Origin of the sequence: Pilibacter termitis (assembly GCF_900167335.1) — a bacterium.
Lineage (GTDB): Bacteria > Bacillota > Bacilli > Lactobacillales > Streptococcaceae > Pilibacter > Pilibacter termitis.
In genome coordinates this window covers 15,896-41,389 of the sequence record NZ_FUXI01000013.1, presented here as the reverse complement: position 1 = coordinate 41,389, position 25,494 = coordinate 15,896, and the positions used below count along the sequence as shown (strand labels likewise).

Below are 25,494 nucleotides of genomic sequence, written 5' to 3'. Positions count from 1 at the left end.
TGCCCATAAACAAAAAAACGGAAAAAACTTTCCGCTTTTTTTTGTTTAATCCACAAACTCAAACTCAAAACTTCCAATATGCACAATATCGCCATCTTTTGCTCCTCTGGCTCTTAGTGCTTCGTCAACACCCATTGAACGCAGTTGACGAGCAAATCGCATAATGGTCTCATCATGAGCAAAATTGGTCATTGCGAATAATTTTTCAATATCACGTCCTACCAATTCCCATGAGGCATCTGGCAAGCGTTTAATGTCGAATTGTTTTTCATCAGGTGTGAAACCGTAATAAACCACATCTTCGATTTCTTCATCTTCGTAAAGTGGAAATTCTGGCGTTTCTTCTAGCACATCGGCTGTTTTCGCAAGTAAATTTTCAATTCCTTGATGTGCAATCCCAGAAATAGCAAAAATTGGTACGTCATCTGCAAATTCATCAGCTTTCAATTGTTGCAATTTCTTTTTAAACGCTTTTAAGTTTTCTTCGGATTCTGGCATATCCATTTTATTTGCCACGATAATTTGTGGGCGTTCCAATAAACGTAGATTATGTGCCTCTAATTCTTTATTGATTGCCAAATAATCTTCAAACGGGTCTCGCCCTTCCATGCCACTCATATCAATGACGTGCAAAATAACACGTGTTCGCTCAATATGTCGCAAGAATTGAGTTCCCAAACCGACTCCTTGAGAGGCACCCTCGATTAGCCCCGGCAAATCGGCTGCAACAAAGCTACGTCCATCTTTTAATTGCACCATACCCAAGTTTGGCACAAGCGTTGTAAAGTGATACGCTGCAATTTTTGGTCGAGCCGCTGAAATTACCGATAGAAGAGTTGACTTGCCAACAGACGGAAAACCAACAAGTCCTACATCTGCCAAAACTTTCAATTCTAGCTCGATTTTTCTCTCTTGCCCCGGTTCACCATTTTCCGCAAGCTCTGGAGCTGGATTTTTAGGCGTTGCAAAACGAGTATTTCCACGACCGCCACGACCGCCTTTGGCGATCACTAATTCCTCGCCATTTTTCGTCAAGTCTCCGAGTAATTTTCCTGTTTGGGCATCACGAATTGTCGTCCCCGGAGGAATACGGACAATTCTGTCCTCTGCACCACGACCGTGCATTCCTTTGCTCATACCATTTTCGCCAGCTTTCGCCTTGAAATGACGATTGTAACGAAAATCCATTAGCGTGCGAAGCCCCTCGTCAACAACCAAAATCACATCTCCACCACGACCGCCGTCACCACCAGCGGGTCCACCGTCTGGCACATACTTTTCACGACGAAAAGCCACCATACCATCGCCACCCTTACCAGCTTTGACCTCAATTACGGCACTATCTAAAAACATTGACATCTTCTCACCTTCTTCTGCAATAAAAATGTTGCTCGCTCATTAAAATTCTTCCACTTGATCAAAATCAAGCTCTGCACTCGTTTCACGACCAAACATTTCAATATCTACTTTCAATTTGTGTTTTTCATAATCTATTTCTGAAACATTTCCTGTCATATTCGCAAATGCACCTTCGATAATACGAACAGTATCTCCAATATTCACTTCCAAATCAGATACACGAATAGAAAGATTCATCATTCTCAAAATACCCGCCATTTCCTCTGGCAAAAGTGGAGCTGGTTTGCTACCTGCACCTTGTGAACCAACAAAACCTGTTACATTTTGCGTATTACGCACAATATACCAACTTTGATCAGTCATCACCATTTCAACTAAAACATATCCCGGGAAAATTTGTTCTTGATATTCTTTTGGTTTTCCTGTATTTTTATCAATTTTACTCTCATCAACTTTTGTTTCCTCCGGTACTAAAACACGGAAAATGTAATCTTCCATTCCCATTGACAACGCACGTTGCTCCAAGTCACGTTTTACTTTGTTTTCATATCCTGAATAAGTTTGTAGTGCATACCATTCTCTTTCAAAGCTCTCATTTGCCATTTTTTCTGCTCCTTTATTCGTCATTTTGCTCTGTTTTCAATTCAAAATAAAAAAGCCCACTTTACGCGTAGCTCTTTCATTCATCTTGTATTATACACCAAATTTTAAAATTTGCGAGCTTTTTAGAACTCAGTGTAACTTTTATTTCAAGATTAAGTTGAACCCACCTTTGATTGCTGTGTCAAATATCCAGAAAATCAAAGCGAAAAGAATCGTTGTTTCAAATACGATAAACGTAAATTTACGAAGTTGTTGTTTTGTTGGCCAGCTTACTTTTTTCATTTCTTGCACAACACTTTTCAAAAATTTCACTTTCACTCCTCCAATCTTATTTTGTTTCTCTATGAATCGTATGCTTGCCACAATAGCGACAAAACTTTTTAACCTCCAAGCGTTCTGTACGCTTGTGGTCTCCTGCTGTAATCGAATAATTGCGATTGCCACATACCGTACAAGCAAGGGATGCTTTTTTAATTGCCATATTTACACCTCATTCACCTTTCAATTTACCATATTTTGCTTTGGATTTCAAATGAAATTATTTCCCATTCCATGTTATAATAATAAAAACAAAAAAAAGTGGGGAAATTCTATGCGTCAGCATCGTTCATTACAAAAAATCTATCAATTTATAGATAAAAAAATCATTTCACGATTTTCTTCCATTCAGATTATTGTGTTTTACTATTTATTTTTAACGTTGATTACGTTTATCTTGTTTCAACTGCCATTTTTCAGACAGCCAAATAGTAAAGTTGGTTTGTTAGATATGATTTTCATGTCTGTTTCAACAACTAGCGTGACAGGACTTACCACTTTTGACATTCATACCGTCTTTAACACGGCTGGTATTGTCCTTTTGGAAATTCTTTTTCAAGTGGGTGGACTTGGAATTATGATGATTTCGACATTTTTGTTCATCTTTTCCAAGAAAAAAATCTCCCTTCGTCGTAGACAGCTAATCATGATTGACATGAATCAACCGAGACTCTCTGGCGTAGTGCGAATGATTCAGCGTGCATTGATTATTTTGATTGCCGCTCAATTTCTTTTTGGTATTGCCTTTGGCATTTATTTTCATGCAAAAGGTTTGTATGACAACTGGGGAGAAAGTTTTTTCTGGGGAATTTACGAGTCGATTTCTGCTGTTACGAACTCCGGCTTTGATGTAACAGGGAAATCCATGATTCCATTTGCTCACAACTATTTCTTTTTATATGTTGTGATGTTTCTCATCTTTTTAGGTGGCATTGGTTTTCCAGTATTGCTTGAAATAACCGATTGGATTGCCAATTGGAAAGATAAACAATCCAGAAAAAAATACAACTTCTCTTTGTTTTCAAAACTTGCTCTTGTGACATTTTTAGGCTTATTCATTATTGGAACCATTTTGATTTTCGCCTTTGAGAAAAATCATCTCTATAAAAATGTCTCAGAAATTCAAGCATGGACAAGCTCAGCGTTTTACTCCATGACAACAAGAAACGCAGGACTTCAAATCAATCCAATGACGGATTTTCAACCGAATACTTTGCTGATTTTTTCACTTTTAATGTTTATCGGCTGTTCTCCTTCTTCTGTTGGCGGAGGTATTCGGACAACAACTGCTATCATTGTATTTTTATACGTGATTTCGTTCTTAAAAGGGGAAGAAAAAGTCAACATTTTCGGCCGAAGAATTGACGATGACGATGTGCGAAAATCCGTTGTCGTGATGAATTTATCGCTACTCTTTTGTTTCTTTGCTACGTTGATATTAATGGCAACGCAAGAGCAAAAAATGATTGCCATTGTCTTTGAAGTCGCAAGTGCCTTTGGAACAACAGGACTTTCACTCGGCATTACAGATGATTTGACCGTCATTGGCAAAATTACTATCGCCATTCTCATGTTTGTCGGACGTGTCGGCACACTCTATATGCTCCTCCTCTTTGTACCAAAACAAACGCAGGATATTGGGTATTTATATCCTACGGAGAAAATTATTATTGGATAAAACGAGCTAGGCAACACGGAAACCTTTGTTCTATTATTGGTTTCGTGTTGCCTAGCTAGTTATTCTATACCTCATACCCTACTTCAAGTTCGTATTCTCCCATCAAACCATTTTGGCTTTTCATTTGGTAGCGAAGAAATAGTTCTCCCGCACTTGAGGAAAGTTTTTTCTGAATCTGCTGAGTGTGTGTTTCAACGTTCATTTTGCCCATTGGTGTTTCTAGCTGTCCTTCCATTCTCTCGCCTTTAGAAAAACGAAGTCGCAAGCGACTGTCGCCTGTTCGGATAATACGAATTTCGTCTGTCGCCAAAAACTGAATGGTGACCATTGTCTCAATCGGTTGGTCGTTTGTCAAAATTTCTTCCATGTATCGCAAAAATATGCTCTCGCCTTTTTCGTAAAGGACACCTTTTGTAACCGTTTCAAACTCATGCCGTTCACCAAATTGACGAATAGTGTTGCGAACAATGAGTTTTACTTCTTTCCCGTTACTCATCACGTCCACCTACCAATTCCCTTACTGCCGCCTCAATGCTCTCAACTGTTGGGATTGCTTGACTTTCCAAAAACTGACCTGCTGGCATTGGCGTAAATGAACCACCTAAACGTTTGATTGGTGCTTTCAATTGCATAGACAACTCGCTTTCTGCAATAATCGCCACAAGTTCGCCACCAAATCCACTTTCTTTGACTTCTTCTGTGACAACTAGCACTCTTTTCGTTTTCTCTACACTTTTTAAAATCGTTTGTTTATCTAATGGCACTAGTGTTCGTGGGTCAATTACTTCCACTGAAATGCCCTCGCTTGCTAGTTTTTCTGCCACCAAAAGACTGAGCATTACCATGCGACTTGTCGCAACAATCGAAATGTCCGCTCCTTCACGTTTCACCTCAGCTACGCCTAGAGGTATCGTGTAAGGAATTTCTGGTACGTCCATTTCTTCTTTGTAAAGCAATTTATGCTCATAAATCATGACTGGATTTTCATTTTCAATCGCAGCATGAAGTAAACCTTTGGCATCATAGGCATTGCTTGGCATTACGACAATCAACCCCGGTATATGTGCCGTCCAATTTTCAAGTGACTGAGAGTGCTGTGCTGCTGCTCCTGTGCCACTACCTCCAGCTGTCCGCATGACCATTGGCACTCTCGCTTGTCCTCCAGTCATGTAGTGAATTTTCGCTGCTTGGTTGACAATTTGATCCATAGCAATCGTGATGAAATCTGAAAACTGTAATTCCATAACAGGTCGCAAACCTTTGATTGCCGCACCTACTGCCACACCTGCAATCGCCGCCTCGCTAATCGGTGTGGAACGTACTCGCTCTTCACCATATTTTTCTACAAGCCCTTTTGTCGCACCGAAACCTCCACCGTAAACACCAATATCTTCACCAATGAGGAAAACTCGTGGGTCGTTGCCTAGAGCTTCGTCCAACGCTTCATTGACTGCGTCCAAATAAGTAATTTTACGCACGCACTTCACCTACATTTCCAAAATAAACATCTTTTAGCAAATCTTCTTTTGTTGGCATAGGGTCATTCTTGACACTTTCTGCAAGCTCCTCCACATGAAAACGAGCGATTTTTTCAATCTCACGCACATCTTCTTCTGTGAAATTCGCCTGATGAATCATTTTTAGCTCAAAGCGACGAATCGGGTCATTTTTTTCTTTCCAAATCTCCGATTCTTGTTCTGTACGGTAGACAAGTTTGTCACTCTTAGAATGTCCTTCGTGACGATAAGTAATCGCCTCAATTAACGTTGGGCCTTGACCTTTTCTAGCGTATTCAATGGCATTTTTCGTTGTTGACATAACAAGTTCAACATCATTTCCATCAATCGTAATCCCCGGTATGCCGTAGGCAATTGCTCTGTCAGACAAATGAGAAATGTTTACCATTTCACTTACCTTGCTACTCATGCCATAAAGATTGTTTTCAATGAAAAAAATCACTGGCAATTTCCAAATAGATGCAAGATTGAGTGCCTCGTGAAATGCCCCCTCATTGACCGAACCATCTCCACCAAAAGAAATCACTACTTGTCCTGTCTTGTTCATTTGAGCGGCAAGAGCGGCTCCGCAAGCAATTGGAAAACCTGCTCCTACAATTCCATTGCTCCCAAGATTTCCCGTTTTCAAATCAGCAATATGCATACTTCCGCCTTTACCTTTATTGGTTCCAGTCGATTTCCCACAAAGCTCTGCAAGCATCGCACGCATATCAATTCCTTTCGCCAAGCAATGTGCATGATTTCGATGTGTCGAAGTAATCATATCGGTAATGTTCAACTGCGAACAAGCACCGATTGCTGTCGCCTCCTGTCCAATTGACAAATGATAAGTGCCGTAGATTTCCCCTACTGCTTGAAGTTCTGAAAGTTTTTCTTCAAACGCACGAATTTTCCACATTCGAGAAAGCGTTCGTTTCATCTCCTTCTGCGTAAGAGCTGTTTGGACTTCTAGTTTAGACTTCATAATATTCCCTTTCTTGTTAATAGGAATTTCCTATAAAAATTAAGAACTTTCGTTACCTCTCAGTTTAATATTTTTTACTTTTATCGGCAAGTCTCAAAATCATTTCTTTGTGAAAACTAAACAAAATCTTTTAAATTTGATTGATGTAAAGAAAAAAGAGCAGAAAAATAGTTTCCTATTTCCCACTCTTATATCTATTGTTTTGCTTTTTCTTCGTTAAACGAAAAATAGCTACATTATCGACTAAAAAGCACTTCATTGATTGACAAACGATTGATTTTTCTTTTTTGACTGCCACTCACAAGTACAATAAGAAGAATCAAAAACGATAAAATGAAAAACGTATCTCCTGTCGACAAAGCAATTTTTAATGGCATGGAAAGTTGAATGGTCAATTGTTTTTCCATCATTTGAAAAATCCTTGAGGAGAAGAAAAGGAACAGTATGCTTGATAAAACAAATAAATATTGTGCGTTTCTTAAAAACATACGATTTAGCTCTCGCTTGCGATAGCCAAGCAATTTCAAAAGCACTAGATTATTTTTACTGTCCTCTACAATGCTTGAAATGGTGAACACCAATAACACAACTGAAATTATAAACGCAACAATCCCAATACTAATACTGCCCGCTTGGAGCTGTTTGGCGATTGTTAAATGATTATCAATTGCCTTTGAACGAGAAATCTTTGGATACTCTTTGCTTTGTCCAACATTTTTATTCGTATAAAGAAAATTATATTGATTTTGGTGAAGTTTTTGGAGCTCTTTCCAATCAAAATCAGCATAAATCGTCTGTGTTGCATCATCGACAAACTCTTTTACTTTAAAAGAAATGTTCTTTCCATTAACCACTAGATTGAGCGTTTCTCCTATTTTTACATTGTGGCGGCTGGCAAAATAGCGACTCACTACCGCTTGATTTTTTGTCACAAAATGATTAACTGACTTATTTTCGCCGTTATATAATTTTAAATAATCCTTCGTTTGAAAACGAGAAGCGTTTAACACAACTTGTTTGCTGTCGATTTTTTCTTTCTGTTTTTTCAAACTCTCTACATTTGCAATGAAGGCAACTTGAGCGTTTTCTTCTGCTGTTTCTTCTAACCTCTGCAATTGGTCATATTGCAACATATAATCAAAATGATATTGTTTTTTCAACAATTCACTTGTTTGATTCGGCAAATGAAACTGTAATAATGCTACCAATAATAAAAACACCGAAAGAAAACTTGTGAAAATGAGTAAACCTAATTGTTTACTTCTGCTCAATGTAAAAGAAAGAGCGGTTTTGTTTACAAAATTTTTCATTGGGAGATTTTTTAATCTCCTTACAAGCCAAGAATTTTTGCTATATTTCACCGAACCATTCATCAAAACCAATGCTTTTGGATAAAGTAAACGTAAAACTAACACGATTGTTGCCACCATTAACAAACTTGCAATGAAGAAAGTCGTCAACGCTAAAGCTAGAAATGGAAATTTTTCCTCTACTTTTGGAAGATGAAAATAAACAAGCATTGTTTTTCTCAATTCACCAGAAAGAAGAAAGCCTAAAATATAGCCAACAATCGAGCTAACACTTCCTATGAGCAAAGGAAAAGGAAGAAAACTTAACAAAAGCTCACGTTTTTTATACCCAAGTGCGAGTAAAACGCCAAAAGTTTTCAGCTGTTCTGCAACAATTTTCTTCAAAAGTATCAATAAAATAAAAATCGAACAAATAAGAATCATCGCTGAAAAATAAAGGGAGAGCTGTTTGTTTTTGTTCATCATCACACTTGCTCCGCCGATTAGAGCATTGTCATTGACTGCCAAATAAGAAAATCTCACATCTTTTTTCAATTCTTCAATCTTGGAGTTTGCCTTCGATTTTCCACTCAAAACAATTGTTTCTTGCTCAGGAATATTCGAAAATCCCTCGTTTGTCAGTGAAATTAAATGCTGGTTTTCTGGTGAAATAGGGCTTGCTTGGTTAATATCAGAAAATAACACATAATCTGGACGATAAAATGTTCCGACTATCTTAAATGTTTGATTTTTCACCGTTATTTCGTCACCCAATCGGGAACCTTTCGCTGTCAAAAATTCAGGGTCAACAAGTGTTTCTTTCGCTGTTTTGGGCATTCTTCCTGTTTGTAAAACCGTTTGATTAATAGAAGAATTGTTTGCAACAATCGTCCATTTTTCATCCCCCTCTACAACGCTCTTGCTAACATTTTTTTCTAGTGAAACTTGATATTTCTCTTCGATTTCTTTTATCGTTTGAGCATTGGGCATAGATGAAATGATGAGTCTAAATTCCTCTTGATTTCCTTTTTTAGCAAGCATTTCCTCCGCTCGTTCAATCGGAAGAAAGACGTTTGTCATTGCACCAAAAATCATCAAACTTGCAAACATTAGGAGAATAAGTCCAAAAACTCTCCCTTTATTCTTTAAAAATTTTCTAAAATTCGCCTTGATTAAATTTTTCATCCCCAGTAAACCTCACTTGCAGAAATCGGAGAAAGATTTTTCTTATCCTCAACGATTTGTCCGCTATTCACTCGAATCACACGTTTTGCCATTTCACCAATACCAGCCGTATGCGTAACCATAATAATCGTCGTCGCATTTTCAGCGTTGATTTTTTCTAAATAACCTAAGACTGATTTCCCTGTTTTCTCATCTAACGCACCTGTTGGCTCGTCACAAAACAAAATTTTCGGATTTTTTGCCAATGCTCTAGCAATCGCCACCCGCTGTTGTTGCCCACCAGAAAGCTCGTATGGATATTTATCTTTGAGATTTTCTATATCTAACTGTTTCATCAGCCCAAGAATATCAATCGTTTTCGTTTCATTCAAATAAGACCCTAATTTAATATTTTCAAGCACAGTCAATTCTGCCACCAGATGATATTGCTGAAAAATAAAACTAATGCTCTTTCTCCTAAAATCCGTTTTCTCTTTCTCACTCAATGCTTGAACGTCTCGTCCCTCATAATAAATTTCCCCGCTGTCGACTGTTTCTAGCGTACTTAGAGTATTCAAAAGAGTGGTCTTCCCTCCACCTGACGCCCCTAAAATCACAACAAAATCCCCTTGTTCAACTGCAAAATCAACTTCTTTCAATGCTTGAATCGCATTGTATTTGTTTCCAAATGATTTACTGATTTTTTTAGCTTGTAGTAGCATATGTTTCTCCTTTTTCAAGTGTCTTTTTTTTAGGGCACCTCTAAAAACTCGCACTTATCCTAAATTGCTAGTTTTCCGATTTTCTTCGTCAATCTCCTCAACCTTGTCTAGCTATACGGGGCAGGAGTTGGGTCGCAGTTCGCAACAGCACTGGAAACTTCGTTTCCAGTAAATAAATGCTGTGGCTCACTACGACAAACTCCTGACCGCCCCTCTCCGCTTTTCTATGAACCACATAGCTTTCGTCGATTTCCTCGATAATCGAAAAACTAGCTAATTTAGTCTTAAGCGGAGTTTTTTAGAGGTGCCCTTTACATTTTTTAGCATACCTTATTTTTTCGTTTTCTCATCAGTCTTTGGGCTGAATTTCACATACGGTTGAGGGAGGATTTTTCCTAATCATAGCGTTTTTTGTTCGTTTTCTTCACGTGTGAAGGAAACCTCTTAAAAATTCTCATCACCTGCTATTTCCGTCAAAGAAAAAATACCTCACAAAACTTTTCTCGCACAATTTCCCATAAATTCCAAAGAAAAATGGTAAAATAAAAAGTAACACAATATTCATTTAGGAGGTGCGAAATGTCACTTTATAAAAATCAGTGGTTGGAAAAGGAAAAAGTATTTCGTGACCCTGTTCACAATTATATCCACGTGACACATCAAGTGATTTTGGATTTAATCAATAGTCGTGAAATGCAACGTTTGAGACGTGTGAAACAATTGGGAGGGTCTAGTTTTACTTTTCACGGTGCAGAACATTCAAGATTTTCGCATAGCCTTGGGGTGTACGAAAATGCACGACTTTTTTGTGATATTTTTAAACGAAAATATCCTGCTGACAAATTGGGAGAAAATGGCTGGCAAGATAGCGAGCGACTTGTCACGCTTTGTGCAGCACTTCTGCATGATGTCGGTCATGGAGCGTATTCTCACACTTTTGAGAAAATATTTTCAACTGACCATGAAAAATTCACCGTTGAAATTATCACAAGCGAAACTACCGAGGTCAACCAAATCCTTCGCAAAATTTCTCTTGATTTTCCTGAGAAAGTGGCAAGTGTCATCACAAAAGACTATCCAAATAAGCAAGTCGTGCAAATGATTTCTTCGCAAATTGATGCCGACCGAATGGATTACTTATTGCGAGATGCCTATTATACTGGTACGCAATACGGCTTTTTCGATTTGACTCGGATCAATCGTGTGATTCGCCCCTATAAAAACGGGATTGCTTTTTTGGCACAAGGAATGCACGCTGTCGAAGATTATATTGTTTCACGCTATCAAATGTATATGCAAATCTATTTTCACCCCACCTCACGAGCCATGGAAGTGTTGCTTGATCATTTGTTGAAACGAGCGAAAGATTTATATCCAAGTCAAAAAGAATATTTCAACCGTTCTTCTCCTCGCCTTGTTCCTTTTTTAAAAGGGGATTTTACGTTGAAAGATTATCTTTTGCTAGATGACGGCGTGTTAAACACTTACTTTGGTGAATGGACGGAACATCAAGATGCCATTTTATGCGATTTGGCTGAAAAATTCCGCAACCGTAAACCTTTAAAATCAGTTGTTGTCCATGATGCACAGCTTCCTTTGATTGAAAAAATGCAACTGCTCGTTGAAAAAGTAGGCTATAACCCTGCCTATTATACCGCTGAAAATTCAAGCTGGGATTTGCCTTATGATTTTTATCGACCAGAGGAAAAACGCACTCGTACGCAAATTGAAATTATGCTAGAAGACGGTAGCATGAAAGAACTCTCGACACTTTCCCCACTGGTACGTGCGATTACTGGTGAAAGTGTTGGGGACAGAAGATTTTATTTCCCAAAAGAAATGCTTGAAATGAATCAACAAAATGGATTATTTGAAGATGTTTATAAGGAGTTTTCAAAGCATATTCATAATGGAGAATTGATTGATTGAAAACATTGAGCGAAATCAAAACAGTATCAAAAAAACATTTTAAGGAGAAACAACATGAACATCAAATTAGTTACTATTGACATTGACGGCACATTAATAACAGACAATCACGTCATTACAGAGGACGTGAAAAGAGCGATTGCGACTGCAAAAGAGCAAGGAGTGAAAATCGTTCTTGCAACAGGACGACCTCTTCCGGGTGTAGTGGATTATCTGAAAGAATTAAATTTGAATGAAGTAGGCGACTACGTGATTACTTATAACGGAGGTTTAGTGCAAGAAACTGCAACAGGGAAAGAATTGGCACGTTTTGGACTAACGCACGAAGATTATCTTGAAATTGACTTGCTCGCTCGTAAACTAAACGTTCATTTACATTCAATTACCAACGAACGCATTTACACTTCCAACCGTGATATTTCGCCTTACACGGTGCATGAGGCATACCTTGTCAAAATGCCTGTCAGCTACCGCACGCAAGAGGAAATGACGAAGGATTTGGATATTGTGAAAATGATGTTTATCGACGATCCAGAATTTCTAAGCGAAGTCATCGCAAAAGTGCCGAAAGAATACAATGAACGCTACAACCTTGTCCAATCAAGCCCGTTCTATTATGAAATTTTGAACAAAAAAGCAAGCAAAGGTGCCGCTCTTCTTGCACTCGCTGAACATTTAGGGATTCAAGCAAGCGAGACTATGGCAATTGGAGACGCGGATAATGATTTGTCTATGATTGAAGTGGCAGGTATCGGCGTTGCAATGGGGAACGCTACGGAAAACGTGGTCAAAGCAAGTACCGTTCAAACGGCTTGTAATAACGAAAGTGGCGTAGCACGTGCAATTGAAGATTATGTACTGAAAAAATAAGGATTCAGTTGATGTCGTTGAGAGAAAACTCTGGATTGCGGAGTTTCCTCTCAATCTCATCACTTTTTTTTATAGGAGTGAAACTATTACATAGATAATTTGGAACTCATCGTTTGATTTACCCCGTGAATTTCTTCAAAATCATGAGCAAAATCTTCTACTGCTTTTTCAATGGACGGATGAGCGAAAAATTGCTCGACTACATCAACACCCACCGTCACGGCTTGTGCCCCACAATCTATGGAAGTAGTCACTTGTGCAACATTTTTATAGCTTGCACCTAAAATTTTCGTCTTGGCATTCGTGCGATGAATTTCTTCTGCAAATGAAGAAATCACAAATTGTGGGTCAATGTTCAAATTTTCCATGCGATTATAGTAAGGGGCGATATAATCAGCTCCTGCATGAATTGCCAACAACCCTTGAATTTGCGTATAAATCGCAGTGGCGGTTACGTTGACTCCTCGCTTTTTTAGCTCTTTAATCACAGCAAGACCTACTTCGTTGACAGGCACTTTAATGTAAACTTCACGGTCAACATTTTCCAAAATCGCCTCGGCATCTTTTAGCATACCGTCAAAATCTTTTGCTACAACTTGCACATGCAAACTTTTTTCCATACCAATCATCGTGCGAATTTTCTTCAAATGTGCATAAAGATCAATTTTCCCTTCTTTTTTCAAAATACTAGGGTTACTTGTTACGCCGTTTATCGAAAATGCTTGAGTAAATCGTTCAATTGCTTGAAGATTTGCTGTATCTAGCATAAATTCCATGTTTTTTCACCTCGCTTATCAAATCTAATAAATAGCAATCGTTGTGCCAACCGTTATCTCTGGCAACTCTTTTTCCTCCACATACAAAGTGCCGGGAAGTTCAGCATTCGTTGAACCGTCTAGTTTAATGGTAATATGTCCTAGTTCATTCAAATTTTTCACTACTACATCGCCAACTGCCATAATCTCATAAGGAACATTTGCAATTTGCAAAGTCATTCCTGCGTGAATTTCACCTTCTAAATTTTTCAGGATAATTTTATAGCAATAATCTGCCAAAAAGTCAGGTGCCTCATCGCCAAAGAGAATCACCATATTTTCCTCCGCAAGTTTTTCAGCCTCTATGCCAATTGCTGTAATCGTTGTTTCAAATAATTTTACTTTTTCCTTTTGTTCCATTCGTATAACTCTCCATTCTCTATTATCAAAAGGAGCTTGTGTTTTTTTCCAAGCTCCTTTTTGTTTTTATGAAGCCAAATATTATGAATATAAACCAAAACTTGCCAACCAAGCCACTACAACACGTGGGACACCATTGAGAAATCTTGAATATAAAACAGCAGGAACACCTACTTCTACGGTTTCCACTTCTGCCTCCATTAACCCAAGTGAAACTGGAATGAAGTCACAACCATTTTGCGTGTTAATCGCAAATAATGCAGGTAACGCTAATTGTGGCGGAATGTTTCCTTTTCCAATTTCCACCCCGATAAGCGTTCCGATAATTTGAGAAATAACAGCTCCCGGTCCTAAGAGTGGACTTAGAAATGGCAGAGAGCAAATAAATCCCATAATAATCAAACCAATCGGATTGGACGCCAGTGGTTTCATCGCATTGGCAAATACATTCCCAATTCCTGTACCATTGATAATCCCTATCAAAAGTGAAACAAATGCCATGAATGGTAGCACCGTCTGAATAATCGTCTGCACTGCATCTCTTGCTGCTTGGTTAAAAATCGCAACGACTTTCCCTGCACCCATACCAATTTTGGCAATAAAACTTCCTTGTTCTGCTCTTTGCTCTGTAATTTTTTTGGTCGTATCAATTTTCGGCTCTACATTTGCAGTTTGCGTAGCAACGACGCTTTCTCCGTCATACGGCTGAATCTGATCCAATCCTACTGCTGAAACGTAAATTTCCTCCGTAATATATTTTGCTAGTGGACCACTTTTTCCTGTGGCAATAATATTAATGGTAGGAATATTTTTCTTAGGATAAATCCCACAACGAAGTGTTCCGCCACAATCAACAATCGCAAGAGCAACTTCCTCGTCTTTCACGGTTGTCTTAAAGCCATTGATTGCCTCCATACCGGTAAGTTCAGCAATTTTATCCACAATCGTTGGCTTTTCGCCACCACCTGTAATGTAAACAAATTTATTTTTTGTCTCCGTTGGTTCAATAATCAAAGGACCACCGAACCCACCGTTTCCTTTTGTAACAATAATTTTTCCAAAAGTCATTTTGTATTCCTCCTCTTTTTCTAGCTTTCAATCAATTCTTGAACATCTTTACTCAAAGTAACTCCTTGCTGTTTAGCAACATAGGCTGTTGTCAAATCTGTTACCCAACCGCCGATAAAATTCATCACTAAACCAACGAGCAAATAACGAATCGCTAAATCCGTTTGATTTAACCCTAATTTTTGAATCCCTTGTGCAATGCCAAGCCAGACAAATAATTCACCCGGGTTGATATGTGGGAAAATACCGTTTGAAGTGTGGCAATACTGCATAATCGCCGCACAAAATCCCGGTTTATAGTATTCTGGAAGAAATCTTCCCATTACCATACTCATTGGATTGCCAAGCATGAAAGTAGAAATGAATGGCAAAATCATGTAGCGAGCAAGTGGATTTTTCGCCGCTTTTTTCGCTAAACCTTCAATTCTCTCCTCACCAATCAATGCAATCAACGCATTCATTGCAACTAATAGCATCAATACTGCTGGTACAATTCCTGTCACCCAACTTGTAAATGTTTCTGCCCCTTGCTTAAATAATCCCATAAAAGCATCGGCAAATTTTGTAATGTAATCCATTTTTTTACGCTCCTTTTTGTTTTTTTGTTGGTTGAAGTTCGCAGTGAATAAATGAACTGTTTTGCTACTGCAAACTCCTTAACGCACTTCTTCGCTTTTCTTGTCTAGCTACGTAGTGCTGAATTTTGGTCACTGTTCGCAATGCCACCTGAAACTGTGTTTCAGGCAAGTAAATGGCATGGCTCACTGCGACAAAATTCAAAACGCACTACTTCGCTTTTCGTTTTGTCTAGCTACGAAGTGCAGGAGTTTGGCAACTGTTCGCAATGCCACCTGAAGCTGTGCTTCAGGCAAGTAAATGGCATGGCTCACTGTCGCAAACTCCTTAACGCACTTCTTCGCTTTTCTTTACCGCTAGTTTGTTCATGTGATAGCCTACTTTACTTGCAAGAAAGCTGATTGGTGCCTCTTTTTTCTCCTCTTTGTAATCGCCCTCTTCTATTCTTTGGTACAATTCTGTTGCATTCAAAATGGTTTGTCGTGTTATTTTATCCATTTTTATCATTAATGGATGTTCCTCCGTCAAAACCATTAGCTCTAAACCTACAAATTGTGGCTGTTCTTTAAACCTTGAGAGAACCGTCACACCTTGCATTTTTACCGCTCGTTGAATTTCTCCTTTTTTATTTAATGCAAACATCACAATCGTACCAGATCGGATTTTCCCTGCTCTTTTGCCAATCGCCACTTTCCCAAGACTTCGCAATTCTTTATACGTCTTGTTAAAATTTTGAATTTGCTTTAAGCCAAACAACACTTGCAAAAGATACACGCTTAGCATAATAACACCTAACAATAGCCATTCATTCATGATTCGTTCCCCTGCTTTCATTATTTTTTTAGAAATTAAGATGCCTCTACTAAGTCTTTCAGCTCGTCAATCGTTGGCAATTGTTTCTTGCCATTTTGCAAAATATACCGGCGGAAAAGGCGAAAGACGACTTCATATACTTGCAACAACACTCTTTCTTTCTCCTCATCCATTTCTTCTGGGATACAAAGCAGTAAGAAAAAATGTACTTTCCCAAAATGACTTTCCAGTCCCTCTGAAGATTTACCAAAAATCAATACCAACTGCTCTGATTTTGAATTAATTGTATGAGGAAAGGCAAACGGAGGTTCAACTGTTGTCCGAAGTTTTTCCCGTTCAGAAAGTCGTTCATAAAACTGCTCGTCTAAAATCCCTTGGTTGCTAAGACATTCGATACATCTTTCTAAATTTTCCTCATAGGAAATTCCCTCAATCACTTCCGCTTCAATCCATTCTAGGAAACACTCGCTTTTTTCTTCTTCTGCAAATTGAAACTTTAACAGTTGCCTTTCGTTTAACAATTCATGAAAAGAATAAATCGGTGTCCGTAGTGATTGCTGAGTGAAAAGCGAATTGGTGAACGCAACCAAATAATCGTTTAACTTTTCTTCAATATCACACTTGGAGGAAAGAATATCTATTTGCGTATCGCTACCAAACAAGCGGAAAATTTTTTCCTTTACCACTTGCTTTAACCCTTGCCCGATAGAACCGATGATTGCTACTTTTTTCACACGTTCTTCGTAGCGAGACCTTAGCGAAAGTTCAAAATAAATAGCCAAATACCCTACTTCTATCAACGGAACTCTACGACCGATTTCATTGCCTAGACGTTTACAGAAATATTCCGATACCTTATAGGAAAAAGGATAGGTTTCTGCTACGCTTTCAAAAAATAAATCTCTACTTTCAAAATGAAAACTCAAGCGATTTAACAAAAATGACAAATGAAATTCTGTTTGCTCAAGCATTTCACCCGCACGCATTTTCAACCCAAATTCTTCCGCTAATTCCTCGAAAATCTTAAAAACAATTTGTCGAATCGACTTTGGAAGTTTAACCGAGAAATTTCTTTGAATTGTATTTTTCAGACTTAGCGGAAAATAAAGATAGTCTACCTCTGTTTTGGAAAAATTTAATTCGTGATTGACTTCAATATCGACCACTAACGCATCCAAATGTTCTTCCTGTTTTAAATAATTGGTATAGTATTTGGGGAGAGTCGTCAAATTTTTCTCTTGATTGATTCGATTGAGCGAAATAGACCAATTTTTTTCAAAAAGTTGTCTCGTCTCCAAATCTAGCTCAAACAGTTGTTCTAACTCCTCAATTCTTTTCGCATCATACTCACTGATGTTTTGAGGAAAATAATCATAAATAAAATAGAGCAAGAGTAATCTTTTCGTATATTCATCTGCTTTCAGTCGGATTCCTCGACTCGATTTCCCCTCAATTTCACCACCAAATTCTTCGACAAGCTGGCGAATGACTTTTAAATCATTAACCACCGTTCCTCTTGAAACCATAAGATCAAAGGCGATTTCTTCAGTGTTTAAAAAATTTTCCCGATCAATGAGCTGGTGCAAAATATAAGCCGTCCTCTTCCCTTGAGAGTTATAATCCGCCTCCTCTTTCATTCCACCGTATACTAGCCTTTGAAAACTTTCCATGTCATGAATGGTTAAATACACAATCTTTTTTTGTATGGCAAGTGAAAAAATATCCGAATATTCTTCTGCAAGAAACTCTACGCTATTAACAACCGTCTGGCTACTGATAGAGAGTAAATTTGCAAGTTCCTGCACATGCACCGTTTTCCTTATAGACAAAAATTCGAGCAACTTTAAATATCGGTTAATAATCGTCATCTTTTCACTTCCTCATCCACATTCTATAATTTTTTTGAAATAAAACGATTATTTATTGAAAAAGTCGTTCTATTTTATATGGGTATCTCTAAAAACTAGCAATTTTGAGTAAATGCGAGTTTTTAGAGGTAGCCATGTCTAATTATATAGCAATTCCATATCCGCAAACTAGATAACGATTAAAATTTACCCCCGTGTTTTTCCACCAGAAACATTTGTCGTAATTCCAGTCACATAGCTTGCTCGTCTGCTGATATAATAGCAAACTACATCTGCTACCTCCTTTAATTTTCCACTTCTGCCTAATGGTGTAGCACTTGTATTGGCATAACCTGCTCGCAATTCTTCCACTGTTTTCCCTCTAGTGTAGGCAAGAGCTTTTTCATAACTTTCAGTTCTAAGTCCTGTTTCCTCCATAATCCCCGGAGCAATGCCAACGACACGCACATGATGTTTCGCTAACTCTTTCGCCCACGAACGAGTAAAACCGTTAATCGCAGCTTTACTTGCCGCATAAGGACTTTGCCCCTCAGAACCTTCCAAACCACATTCGCTACTCATATTGATAATGACACCAGATTTTTTCTTGACTAAAATTTTCGCCGTCTCTTGTGAAACATTGTAAACACCTTTGACATTGATTTGGAAAATCTTATCAAATACTTCTTCACTTAACTCATACTCACTCGCCTCTTTTTGATCATCTACTAACAATCGAGGAATATTAATGCCCGCATTGTTAACAACTGCATCAATCGTGCCAAATTTTTCCACTACGTTTTGGATAGCACTTGCAACATTTTGTCTATCGGTCACATCTGTTGCAACAAAAAATAAATTTTCATGTTGAATTTTCCCCTCATGAAGATCTAAATTCGCCACTTTCACTCCTTGCTCGAGCAATTCCTCCACAATTGCTTCACCAATTCCACTGCTCCCTCCTGTTACAACAACTACCTCATCTTTAATTCCTAACCAATCTGACATAATAGTCTCCTTTCAAAGTCTTTTATGAGGGACAAGATTTTGGTCGCTGCCACAGACTTCAAAACGCCCCTCGTAGTTACTATCCTTATTGGACGATTTCATTATAGATTGAAAGCGTTTTTTACTTAATACAAAGTTTTTTTAGTTTTCTCTTTCTTTGTATATAAAATCTTGTACGAATGATTTTACTATTTTTTTCAAAAAAAGAGCAACTCCCCAAAAGGCAATTGCTCAAATGTTATTTTGGAAAACTAATCTTAAAAACAGAGCCTTTCGGCAAATTGTCTAGTACCATAATTTTTCCGCCTAATTGTTCCATCATTTGTTTGGCAATGGACAAGCCTAACCCAAAACCGCCTGTTTGCTTATTTCTTGAGGCATCTGCACGTACAAATCGCTCAAAAATCTTTCGTTTTACCTCGTCTGTCATTCCTATGCCTGTATCTTTCACAACTAATTCAAGCTCAGACTTCGTAATATGCGTTGAAACAACAATTTCATCTCCTGTATTGGTGTATTTTATCGCATTGTCTAGCAAAATTACCATTAACTGCTGATAAAGTTTTTTATCCAACCAAAAATGATCACTGCCATTCTCGTCAAATTCATAACGCAAAACTTTTTCGTCCAATTTTGCTAATTCTGCATAATCATCGGTAATTTTCTTTGTGAGTTTAGAAATTTCGACTTCTTCTTTGTTCACTTGTACTTGCGTACCGTCACGCCTTGCCAAAAGCAATAAATCGCTCGTCAAATTCCGCAAACGGCGAATTTCACCCAAACTATCAGCAATTTCCTCCGAATGTTCCAAAATGCTCTCATCTGGCTTAGTGAAAAGTGTCTCAAGTTTATTTTGAATAATCGCAAGTGGCGTTCTAAGCTCATGACTAGCGTTCTCCACAAACTCCTGCTGTTTCGACCAAGCCGACAAAAGAGGTCGCATGGAAATTCTTGCCAAATAAAAACTCAAAATCAGCGACAACAGCCAGAAAATCACCATACACCAAACGATAATTTTCTCAAAATGTGAAACACTCTCTCGCACCTGATTCGTATTCGACAACACTTGGATATAGGCAATTCCCGTTCGTTCATCGCCTTTAAATTCCGTCAAAATCGAATGGAAATAAATTTTTTCGCCATAAGCATTCATCGAAGAAACTTCTTGGATACTTCCTTTATTGAGAGAAGAAAATTTGATTTGATTGCTTAAATTTCCTAGCTCAAGATTGTTCATTGTGCTGGCAACTTGTTCCTTATCTTTCGACCAAAGAATAATTTGCGACTGAAACCCAATCGAACCTAAACGCTTAGGTTTTCCTTGATTTTCTTGGTTAACCTCAGGCTTGTCTTCTGGCACAATCATCAGCCTAGTACCGTCAGATTGCAAAGAAAAACTCATTTTCGCAATTCTTTGCAACTGCTCATCCACATCCATGTACGCACTTTGGTGCATCACGTTAATGACAATTAAGCCGAGAAGCGAGAAAACAAGTGCAAAAGCAAACACATTTTGAATGAAAAATCTTTGTAGCTGTTTTTTAGATAAATCTGCGTGCATATTTTTCCCTCATCTACTTACTTTCTTGTTTTTTTAGCAAATACCCCACATTCCGAATGGTTTGCAAATTTTCAACTAAACTCGTTCCTTTCAAATGCTTTCTCAACTTGCTCATATAAACTTCGACAACCGTAATCGCCGTTTCGCTATCAAATCCCCAAATTCTATCAAAAATCTGTTCCTTTGTTAAAATCGCTCCTTGATTTTGCAAAAAATAAACGAGCAGCTCAAATTCTTTTCCTTGAATATCTTGAGCAACAGCTGAAATTTCGACACTTTGATTGGCGAAATTTGCCACCACTTCACCATAACTAATCGAATTTTCATCTTGCAAGCGTCCGCTACGTTTCAGTAAAGAAATCATTCGCATTTTCAATTCTTCCAAATAAAAAGGTTTGGTCAAATAATCATCTGCACCGAATTGAAATCCTCTCATCTTGTCCTCAATGTCATCTTTTGCAGTCAAAAATAAAACAGGCGTACTACTCCGTTCTTCACGAAGTGTCTTTAAAACGTCTATCCCGCTTTTTTCAGGGAGCATCCAGTCCAACAAAATAATGTCATAAATCGCACTTTCTGCCTCAAATTGCCCCTCTAATCCATCATAAACTTGTTTCACCTCGGCAAAATCAGTCAAATATTTCTTTATATTATCTGACAACTGCCAATCGTCTTCTATTAATAACACCTTAATCATTTGTCCACCTCGTTTATTTTTATATCTACTATTATAACAAGAAAATCTAAAATGAACCTTAAAATATTTTTTCACGAAACGAAAAATTTTCAGAAAATTTCTTTTCTGAATTTCATAAGTGTGCTATGATAATAGTAGTGATTTTTTAGCAAGCATAACACTCTTGTTTTTATTTGGAAAAACAAAATTTTCAAACATCATGAGCCCAAATTATAAGGAGGATTTTTTATGTTACAAAAATTAAAAGCATTATCACTCATTCAAAAAATCGCAATCGGGATTGTGATTGGAGCGACACTTGGATTTCTATTTCCAAAAGCAACAATATTTGCACTTTTAGGTGAATTATTTGTCGCCTCACTAAAATCTATTGCACCTATTTTAGTATTTGCACTCATTTTAGCATCTGTTGCAAAACATAAGAAAAATGAAAAAAATTATCTTGGCTCGATTCTTTCGCTCTACTTGGTAGCGACTTTTCTAGCTAGTTTAGTAGGTGTCATCGCAAGTTTTCTTTTCCCTGTTACTATTACTCTACAAAAAGCCGTGGAGCAGGAAAGTCCTCAAGAAATTAGCGAAGTCATCAAAGGGATTTTGATGAATGTCGTCCAAAATCCTCTTCAAGCAATTATTGGTGGAAACTATCTTGCCGTGCTTTTCTGGGCTAGTTTGCTTGGTTTTGGTCTTAGAAAAGCAAATGAGCAAATCAAAGAGGGAATTGACACGTTTGCTCATGCCATAACAAGTGTAGTACAATTCATTATCAGTTTTGCTCCTGTTGGTATTGCGGGTTTAGTCTACCATTCCGTTGCCACAACTGGTATCAATGGACTTGCTCAATATGGAAAATTGGTAATTTTGCTAGTGGCAAGTATGCTTTTCACAGCACTTATCATTTATCCATTCATGGTATTTCTCAAACTCCGTCAAAATCCATATCCGCTCGTATTCTTCTGCTTAAAAGAAAGTGCAATTCCAGCATTTTTCACCAGAAGTTCAGCGGCAAATATTCCAATCAATATGAAATTAGCAAATGCTTTGCAACTTGAGGAAGAAAGTTATTCGATTTCCATTCCACTTGGTGCAACAATTAACATGGGTGGAGCAGCAATTACGATTTCAACAATGACACTTGCTGCCGTGCATACGTTAGACATTCAAGTGCCACTACCACTTACGCTTTTCCTTTGCTTACTTTCTGCACTCTCAGCGTGCGGTGCAAGCGGAATTGCTGGCGGTTCACTCCTTTTAATTCCACTTGCGTGTAGTTTATTTGGCATTTCAAATGACATTGCTATGCAAGTCGTCGGAGTAGGATTTGTCATTGGCGTCATTCAAGACTCATTTGAAACAGCCCTCAATTCCTCTAGCGACCTACTCTTTACTGCTACTGCTGAATTAGCTTCTGAAAAAAGAGCAGGCAAAAAACTCTCCGTCCGCGAACGACTTTATCGTTATCAAAGCGAAGAGATTGTGGACTAATTTTTTGAGATGAGAATGGGGGTTCTCGTCTTTTTTTGACAAAAATAGGTCAGCTAAAAACGTTCGAGAAAACGAAATTCAGCTGACCTATTTTCATATATTACACCTCACACCTTATTCCGCTTGATAATCAGACAATCCCTCAGCTAAATCTCCTAGAGAGAAACCTGTTTCTGCTTCTGGGATTTCGTAGTGGTCGTCTTCTTCGACTTCTTCAGTGCGAGCTGGTGCTTCTTCTAATGCTTTGATAGAAAGAGCAATGCGTTTTGCTTCTGGATTTACTTCCAATACTTTCACTTGCACATCATCACCCTCTGAAAGAACTTCTTGAGGTGTTGAAATGTGTTTGTGTGAGATTTGTGAAATGTGAACCAAACCTTCAACACCCGGGAACACTTCAACAAATGCTCCAAATGTTGTCAAGCGTTTCACCACACCGTCAAGGCTTGCACCAACTGGTGCTTTTTCTTCAATATCGCTCCAAGGTCCGGGCTGTGTAGCTTTGATTGAAAGTGATACACGACCATGTTCTTCATCAATATTCAAGACTTTTGCTTGAACTGCTTCCCCAGCTTTTAAGACATCACTTGGGCGATTTACGCGAGTGTGTGCAATTTCTGACACGTGAACCAATCCGTCCACTCCACCAAGGCTGATGAATGCTCCAAAATCAGTCAAACGTGCAACTGTTCCTTCAACAACATCACCTTCATGAAGTGTTGCAAAAACTTCTGCTTGTTTTTTCGCTTTTTCTTCTGCTAAAATGTCACGACGATTCAAAATTAAACGTCCGCTTTCTGCGTCAACTTCTTCGATACGTGCATCAAATGATTCCCCTTTGTATTTTGAGAAATCCGATACAAAGCGATCTTCTACTAGAGAAGCTGGAATGAAACCACGAAGACCATTATAGTCAACTGAAAGTCCACCTTTTACCACTTTGGTAACTTTAACGGTAACCACTTCGCCGACACGTCCTACTAATTCTTCCCAAGCTTTACGAGCAGCTAGCTTTGTTTTTGAAAGGATAAATGAATATCCTTCATCTTTGGCATTTCCACGAACTTCTTGAGCTACAAGTAACTCAAATTTGTCCCCTACACTTGCCAATGTGTTTAACTCTACATCTTTTTCGCGTGTTAGCTCACGAACAGGTACTGCCCCTTGCAAGCCATTTGGAAGTGAAACAACAAGTTGCTTATCTTCGATTTGCACAACTTCTGCTTCTACAACATCTCCCACTTTGATTTCTTCTTGTTCGTTCAACAACGCTTCAAAATTCTCTGACATGAAAAATCCTCCTACAACAACAATCTATATCTATCTGATAATTTTCAGTCGATACTACCATTCTATGATATTTTCACGAAAAATGAAAGAGATTTCTCTACATTTTTGTAAATAAATAGAAATTATTTGTTTTTACCTTGTTTTTTCTATAATAATCTTCTTAATTTCACCGACTACTTCCTCAATATTTAACCCTGTCGTATCAAGCAAAACAGCATCTTCAGCTTGCACGAGTGGGGAAATTTCACGAGTAGAGTCCAAATAATCACGACGAGCGATTTCTTCTTTTAAAATTTCAAAATCCGTTGGGATTTTTTTGGCAATATTTTCCTTGTAACGACGTTCTGCTCTCTCTTCAACACTTGCTACGAGAAAAATTTTCACTTCAGCTTTTGGTAAAACGACCGTGCCAATGTCTCGACCGTCCATAACCACACCACCATTTTTGCCAAATTCTTGTTGCAATTTCACTAGAGCAGTACGCACGAGAGATTTCGCTGCAACTGTTGAAACGAGATTTGTTACATCATTTTGGCGAATTGCCTCCGTCACATTTTCATCTCCGACAAACACTTGCTGACCATTTTCACTCGCTTGAAAAGAAATAGGTTGTTTTTCGATCGCTTGTATAAGCAATTCTTCAGTTTCAACGGAAATTTTCTTTGCCAAAGCCAAATAAGTAACTGCTCGATACATTGCTCCTGTATCAATATAAATATATCCATAATCTTTCGCTAATATTTTCGCTACCGTACTTTTCCCACTACTAGCAGGGCCGTCAATGGCGATACTAATGTCTTTCATGTTCTTCTCCTCAATTTATTTTCATACAAAAAGAGGTTGGTTCAATACTTGACATACTCCTTTTATCTTTGTGATAAAGTGAATTTGAGTATTGTCCCAACTTCTCCTTGACTATTTAATTTTTAGTTGTTGTCCCGGATGAATCGCAGGAGCAAATGACCCGTCTTGGGCAATCGTAATTCCGTTAAGCTGGGCAATCGTTTCCTCATCTACACCAGTACGTGCAGCAATTTGAGCCAATCCTTCACCGTCTAAGACTGTCGTGTATTGTTCAGAGTTTTCCTGCTGTGAACTAGAAGAAGCGACAGTTGAAGAAGATGCAGGTACGGATGAGCTAACAGACGAGCTTGCCACTTCGCTACTAACCGAACTTTGTGAAGAACTGCTACTTGCCACAGTCGAAGAACTTGTCTCCTCACTACTTGAAACACTTGTTGTCGTCGAAGTAGTAACTTTTGGGTCATCTCCTTTGTGTGTAATATAATAATACCCCAAAAGCGGTGCCCCAATAATCATGACAATCAGTATCACGAGTGCAGTAGAAAATGCAGTATTCCCTTTTTTCGTTTTCCTTTGGGCAGAACGAGTGGATGTCGTCTCAAATTCCGTGTCATAAATTGATTTTTCCCAAGGCTCTGTGTTGTGTTCATCTATTTTACGTGCCAAAATAATTCCCTCCATGAATATTACTCACTGAATTATAGCATAGTGAAAATAAAAAAGCAGTAAGTAGTCAAATTTTTTTGTTTAAGAAATGGTA

27 protein-coding genes are annotated in these 25,494 nt (G+C 38.2%); 4 read left to right on the top strand and 23 right to left on the bottom strand.

Annotated features, from left to right (window positions below; translation table 11 throughout):
- Positions 1–45: 45 nt before the first annotated feature.
- The 4 genes from obgE to rpmG all read right to left on the bottom strand — a co-directional run bounded on the left by obgE (position 46) and on the right by rpmG (position 2,443).
- The gene (obgE, locus tag B5D30_RS06590; protein WP_078807266.1) at positions 46–1,359 is read right to left on the bottom strand and encodes a GTPase ObgE; all 1,314 of its coding nucleotides are present in this window, start codon (positions 1,357–1,359) and stop codon (positions 46–48) included.
- A gap of 39 nt (positions 1,360–1,398) precedes the next feature.
- The gene (gene nusG / locus B5D30_RS06585; protein WP_078807265.1) at positions 1,399–1,962 is read right to left on the bottom strand and encodes a transcription termination/antitermination protein NusG; all 564 of its coding nucleotides are present in this window, start codon (positions 1,960–1,962) and stop codon (positions 1,399–1,401) included.
- Positions 1,963–2,103: 141 nt separating this feature from the next.
- Positions 2,104–2,274 (bottom strand): preprotein translocase subunit SecE, encoded by a 171-nt coding sequence (gene secE, locus B5D30_RS06580; protein WP_078807264.1) that lies wholly within the window; start codon positions 2,272–2,274, stop codon positions 2,104–2,106.
- A 16-nt stretch (positions 2,275–2,290) separates the two neighbouring features.
- Positions 2,291–2,443, bottom strand: coding sequence for a 50S ribosomal protein L33 (gene rpmG, locus B5D30_RS06575; protein ID WP_078807263.1), 153 nt, complete (start codon positions 2,441–2,443; stop codon positions 2,291–2,293).
- A 111-nt stretch (positions 2,444–2,554) separates the two neighbouring features.
- Here rpmG and B5D30_RS06570 point away from each other — a divergent pair, with 111 nt between their 5' ends.
- A complete protein-coding gene (locus tag B5D30_RS06570) occupies positions 2,555–3,958 on the top strand; it encodes a TrkH family potassium uptake protein (RefSeq protein ID WP_078807262.1) in 1,404 nt (467 codons plus the stop codon).
- A 64-nt stretch (positions 3,959–4,022) separates the two neighbouring features.
- Here the strand turns inward: B5D30_RS06570 and B5D30_RS06565 are convergent, their stop codons facing one another.
- From B5D30_RS06565 to B5D30_RS13620, 6 genes are all read right to left on the bottom strand, one after another.
- On the bottom strand, positions 4,023–4,454 hold the full coding sequence (locus B5D30_RS06565) for a YwiB family protein (RefSeq protein WP_078807261.1): 432 nt from the start codon (positions 4,452–4,454) through the stop codon (positions 4,023–4,025).
- Positions 4,447–5,436: an alpha-ketoacid dehydrogenase subunit beta gene (locus B5D30_RS06560; protein WP_078807260.1), complete on the bottom strand. Its 990-nt coding sequence runs from the start codon at positions 5,434–5,436 to the stop codon at positions 4,447–4,449. Before B5D30_RS06560 ends, B5D30_RS06565 begins: the two co-directional genes overlap by 8 nt.
- Entirely contained in the window at positions 5,429–6,439 is a 1,011-nt protein-coding gene (locus B5D30_RS06555; protein ID WP_078807259.1) for a thiamine pyrophosphate-dependent dehydrogenase E1 component subunit alpha, read from the bottom strand. Before B5D30_RS06555 ends, B5D30_RS06560 begins: the two co-directional genes overlap by 8 nt.
- A 236-nt stretch (positions 6,440–6,675) precedes the next feature.
- Entirely contained in the window at positions 6,676–8,913 is a 2,238-nt protein-coding gene (locus B5D30_RS06550; protein WP_078807258.1) for an FtsX-like permease family protein, read from the bottom strand.
- Positions 8,910–9,614, bottom strand: coding sequence for an ABC transporter ATP-binding protein (locus B5D30_RS06545; RefSeq protein ID WP_078807257.1), 705 nt, complete (start codon positions 9,612–9,614; stop codon positions 8,910–8,912). Before B5D30_RS06545 ends, B5D30_RS06550 begins: the two co-directional genes overlap by 4 nt.
- Positions 9,615–9,711: 97 nt before the next feature.
- Positions 9,712–9,849, bottom strand: a complete 138-nt coding sequence (locus B5D30_RS13620; RefSeq protein ID WP_159443242.1) for a hypothetical protein — start codon at positions 9,847–9,849, stop codon at positions 9,712–9,714.
- A gap of 344 nt (positions 9,850–10,193) precedes the next feature.
- On the opposite strand from B5D30_RS13620, the gene B5D30_RS06540 reads away from it, so the two are divergent.
- The gene (locus B5D30_RS06540; protein WP_078807256.1) at positions 10,194–11,543 is read left to right on the top strand and encodes an HD domain-containing protein; all 1,350 of its coding nucleotides are present in this window, start codon (positions 10,194–10,196) and stop codon (positions 11,541–11,543) included.
- Between the two features lie 54 nt (positions 11,544–11,597).
- Entirely contained in the window at positions 11,598–12,413 is an 816-nt protein-coding gene (yidA, locus tag B5D30_RS06535; RefSeq protein WP_078807255.1) for a sugar-phosphatase, read from the top strand.
- Positions 12,414–12,499: 86 nt separating this feature from the next.
- Here yidA and B5D30_RS06530 read toward each other — a convergent pair whose 3' ends face one another.
- From B5D30_RS06530 to B5D30_RS06490, 10 genes are all read right to left on the bottom strand, one after another.
- Complete coding sequence (locus tag B5D30_RS06530; protein ID WP_078807254.1) at positions 12,500–13,189, bottom strand: fructose-6-phosphate aldolase; 690 nt, start codon at positions 13,187–13,189, stop codon at positions 12,500–12,502.
- 24 nt (positions 13,190–13,213) lie between these two features.
- Positions 13,214–13,588: a PTS glucitol/sorbitol transporter subunit IIA gene (locus B5D30_RS06525; protein ID WP_078807253.1), complete on the bottom strand. Its 375-nt coding sequence runs from the start codon at positions 13,586–13,588 to the stop codon at positions 13,214–13,216.
- A gap of 81 nt (positions 13,589–13,669) precedes the next feature.
- Positions 13,670–14,656: a PTS glucitol/sorbitol transporter subunit IIB gene (gene srlE, locus B5D30_RS06520; protein ID WP_078807252.1), complete on the bottom strand. Its 987-nt coding sequence runs from the start codon at positions 14,654–14,656 to the stop codon at positions 13,670–13,672.
- Positions 14,657–14,676: 20 nt separating this feature from the next.
- Complete coding sequence (gene srlA / locus B5D30_RS06515) at positions 14,677–15,234, bottom strand: PTS glucitol/sorbitol transporter subunit IIC (protein ID WP_078807251.1); 558 nt, start codon at positions 15,232–15,234, stop codon at positions 14,677–14,679.
- Positions 15,235–15,298: 64 nt separating this feature from the next.
- Positions 15,299–15,436 (bottom strand): hypothetical protein, encoded by a 138-nt coding sequence (locus tag B5D30_RS13615; RefSeq protein WP_159443241.1) that lies wholly within the window; start codon positions 15,434–15,436, stop codon positions 15,299–15,301.
- A gap of 123 nt (positions 15,437–15,559) precedes the next feature.
- Positions 15,560–16,045, bottom strand: coding sequence for a transcriptional regulator GutM (locus tag B5D30_RS06510; RefSeq protein ID WP_078807250.1), 486 nt, complete (start codon positions 16,043–16,045; stop codon positions 15,560–15,562).
- Positions 16,046–16,080: 35 nt separating this feature from the next.
- Positions 16,081–17,913, bottom strand: a complete 1,833-nt coding sequence (locus B5D30_RS06505; RefSeq protein WP_078807249.1) for a BglG family transcription antiterminator — start codon at positions 17,911–17,913, stop codon at positions 16,081–16,083.
- Between the two features lie 186 nt (positions 17,914–18,099).
- Positions 18,100–18,900 carry an SDR family oxidoreductase gene (locus B5D30_RS06500; protein ID WP_078807248.1) on the bottom strand — a complete coding sequence of 267 codons (801 nt, stop codon included), beginning with the start codon at positions 18,898–18,900 and terminating at the stop codon, positions 18,100–18,102.
- Positions 18,901–19,138: 238 nt separating this feature from the next.
- Positions 19,139–20,461 carry a sensor histidine kinase gene (locus B5D30_RS06495; protein WP_078807247.1) on the bottom strand — a complete coding sequence of 441 codons (1,323 nt, stop codon included), beginning with the start codon at positions 20,459–20,461 and terminating at the stop codon, positions 19,139–19,141.
- Positions 20,462–20,474: 13 nt separating this feature from the next.
- Positions 20,475–21,158, bottom strand: a complete 684-nt coding sequence (locus B5D30_RS06490) for a response regulator transcription factor (RefSeq protein ID WP_078807246.1) — start codon at positions 21,156–21,158, stop codon at positions 20,475–20,477.
- 228 nt (positions 21,159–21,386) lie between these two features.
- Here B5D30_RS06490 and sstT point away from each other — a divergent pair, with 228 nt between their 5' ends.
- Positions 21,387–22,640 carry a serine/threonine transporter SstT gene (gene sstT, locus B5D30_RS06485; protein WP_078807245.1) on the top strand — a complete coding sequence of 418 codons (1,254 nt, stop codon included), beginning with the start codon at positions 21,387–21,389 and terminating at the stop codon, positions 22,638–22,640.
- 114 nt (positions 22,641–22,754) lie between these two features.
- Here the strand turns inward: sstT and rpsA are convergent, their stop codons facing one another.
- The 3 genes from rpsA to B5D30_RS06470 form a co-directional block, all read right to left on the bottom strand.
- Entirely contained in the window at positions 22,755–23,930 is a 1,176-nt protein-coding gene (gene rpsA / locus B5D30_RS06480; protein WP_078807244.1) for a 30S ribosomal protein S1, read from the bottom strand.
- 132 nt (positions 23,931–24,062) lie between these two features.
- Entirely contained in the window at positions 24,063–24,734 is a 672-nt protein-coding gene (cmk, locus tag B5D30_RS06475) for a (d)CMP kinase (RefSeq protein ID WP_078807243.1), read from the bottom strand.
- 111 nt (positions 24,735–24,845) lie between these two features.
- The gene (locus tag B5D30_RS06470) at positions 24,846–25,400 is read right to left on the bottom strand and encodes an SAG1386/EF1546 family surface-associated protein (protein WP_159443240.1); all 555 of its coding nucleotides are present in this window, start codon (positions 25,398–25,400) and stop codon (positions 24,846–24,848) included.
- Between the last annotated feature and the right edge of the window lie 94 nt (positions 25,401–25,494).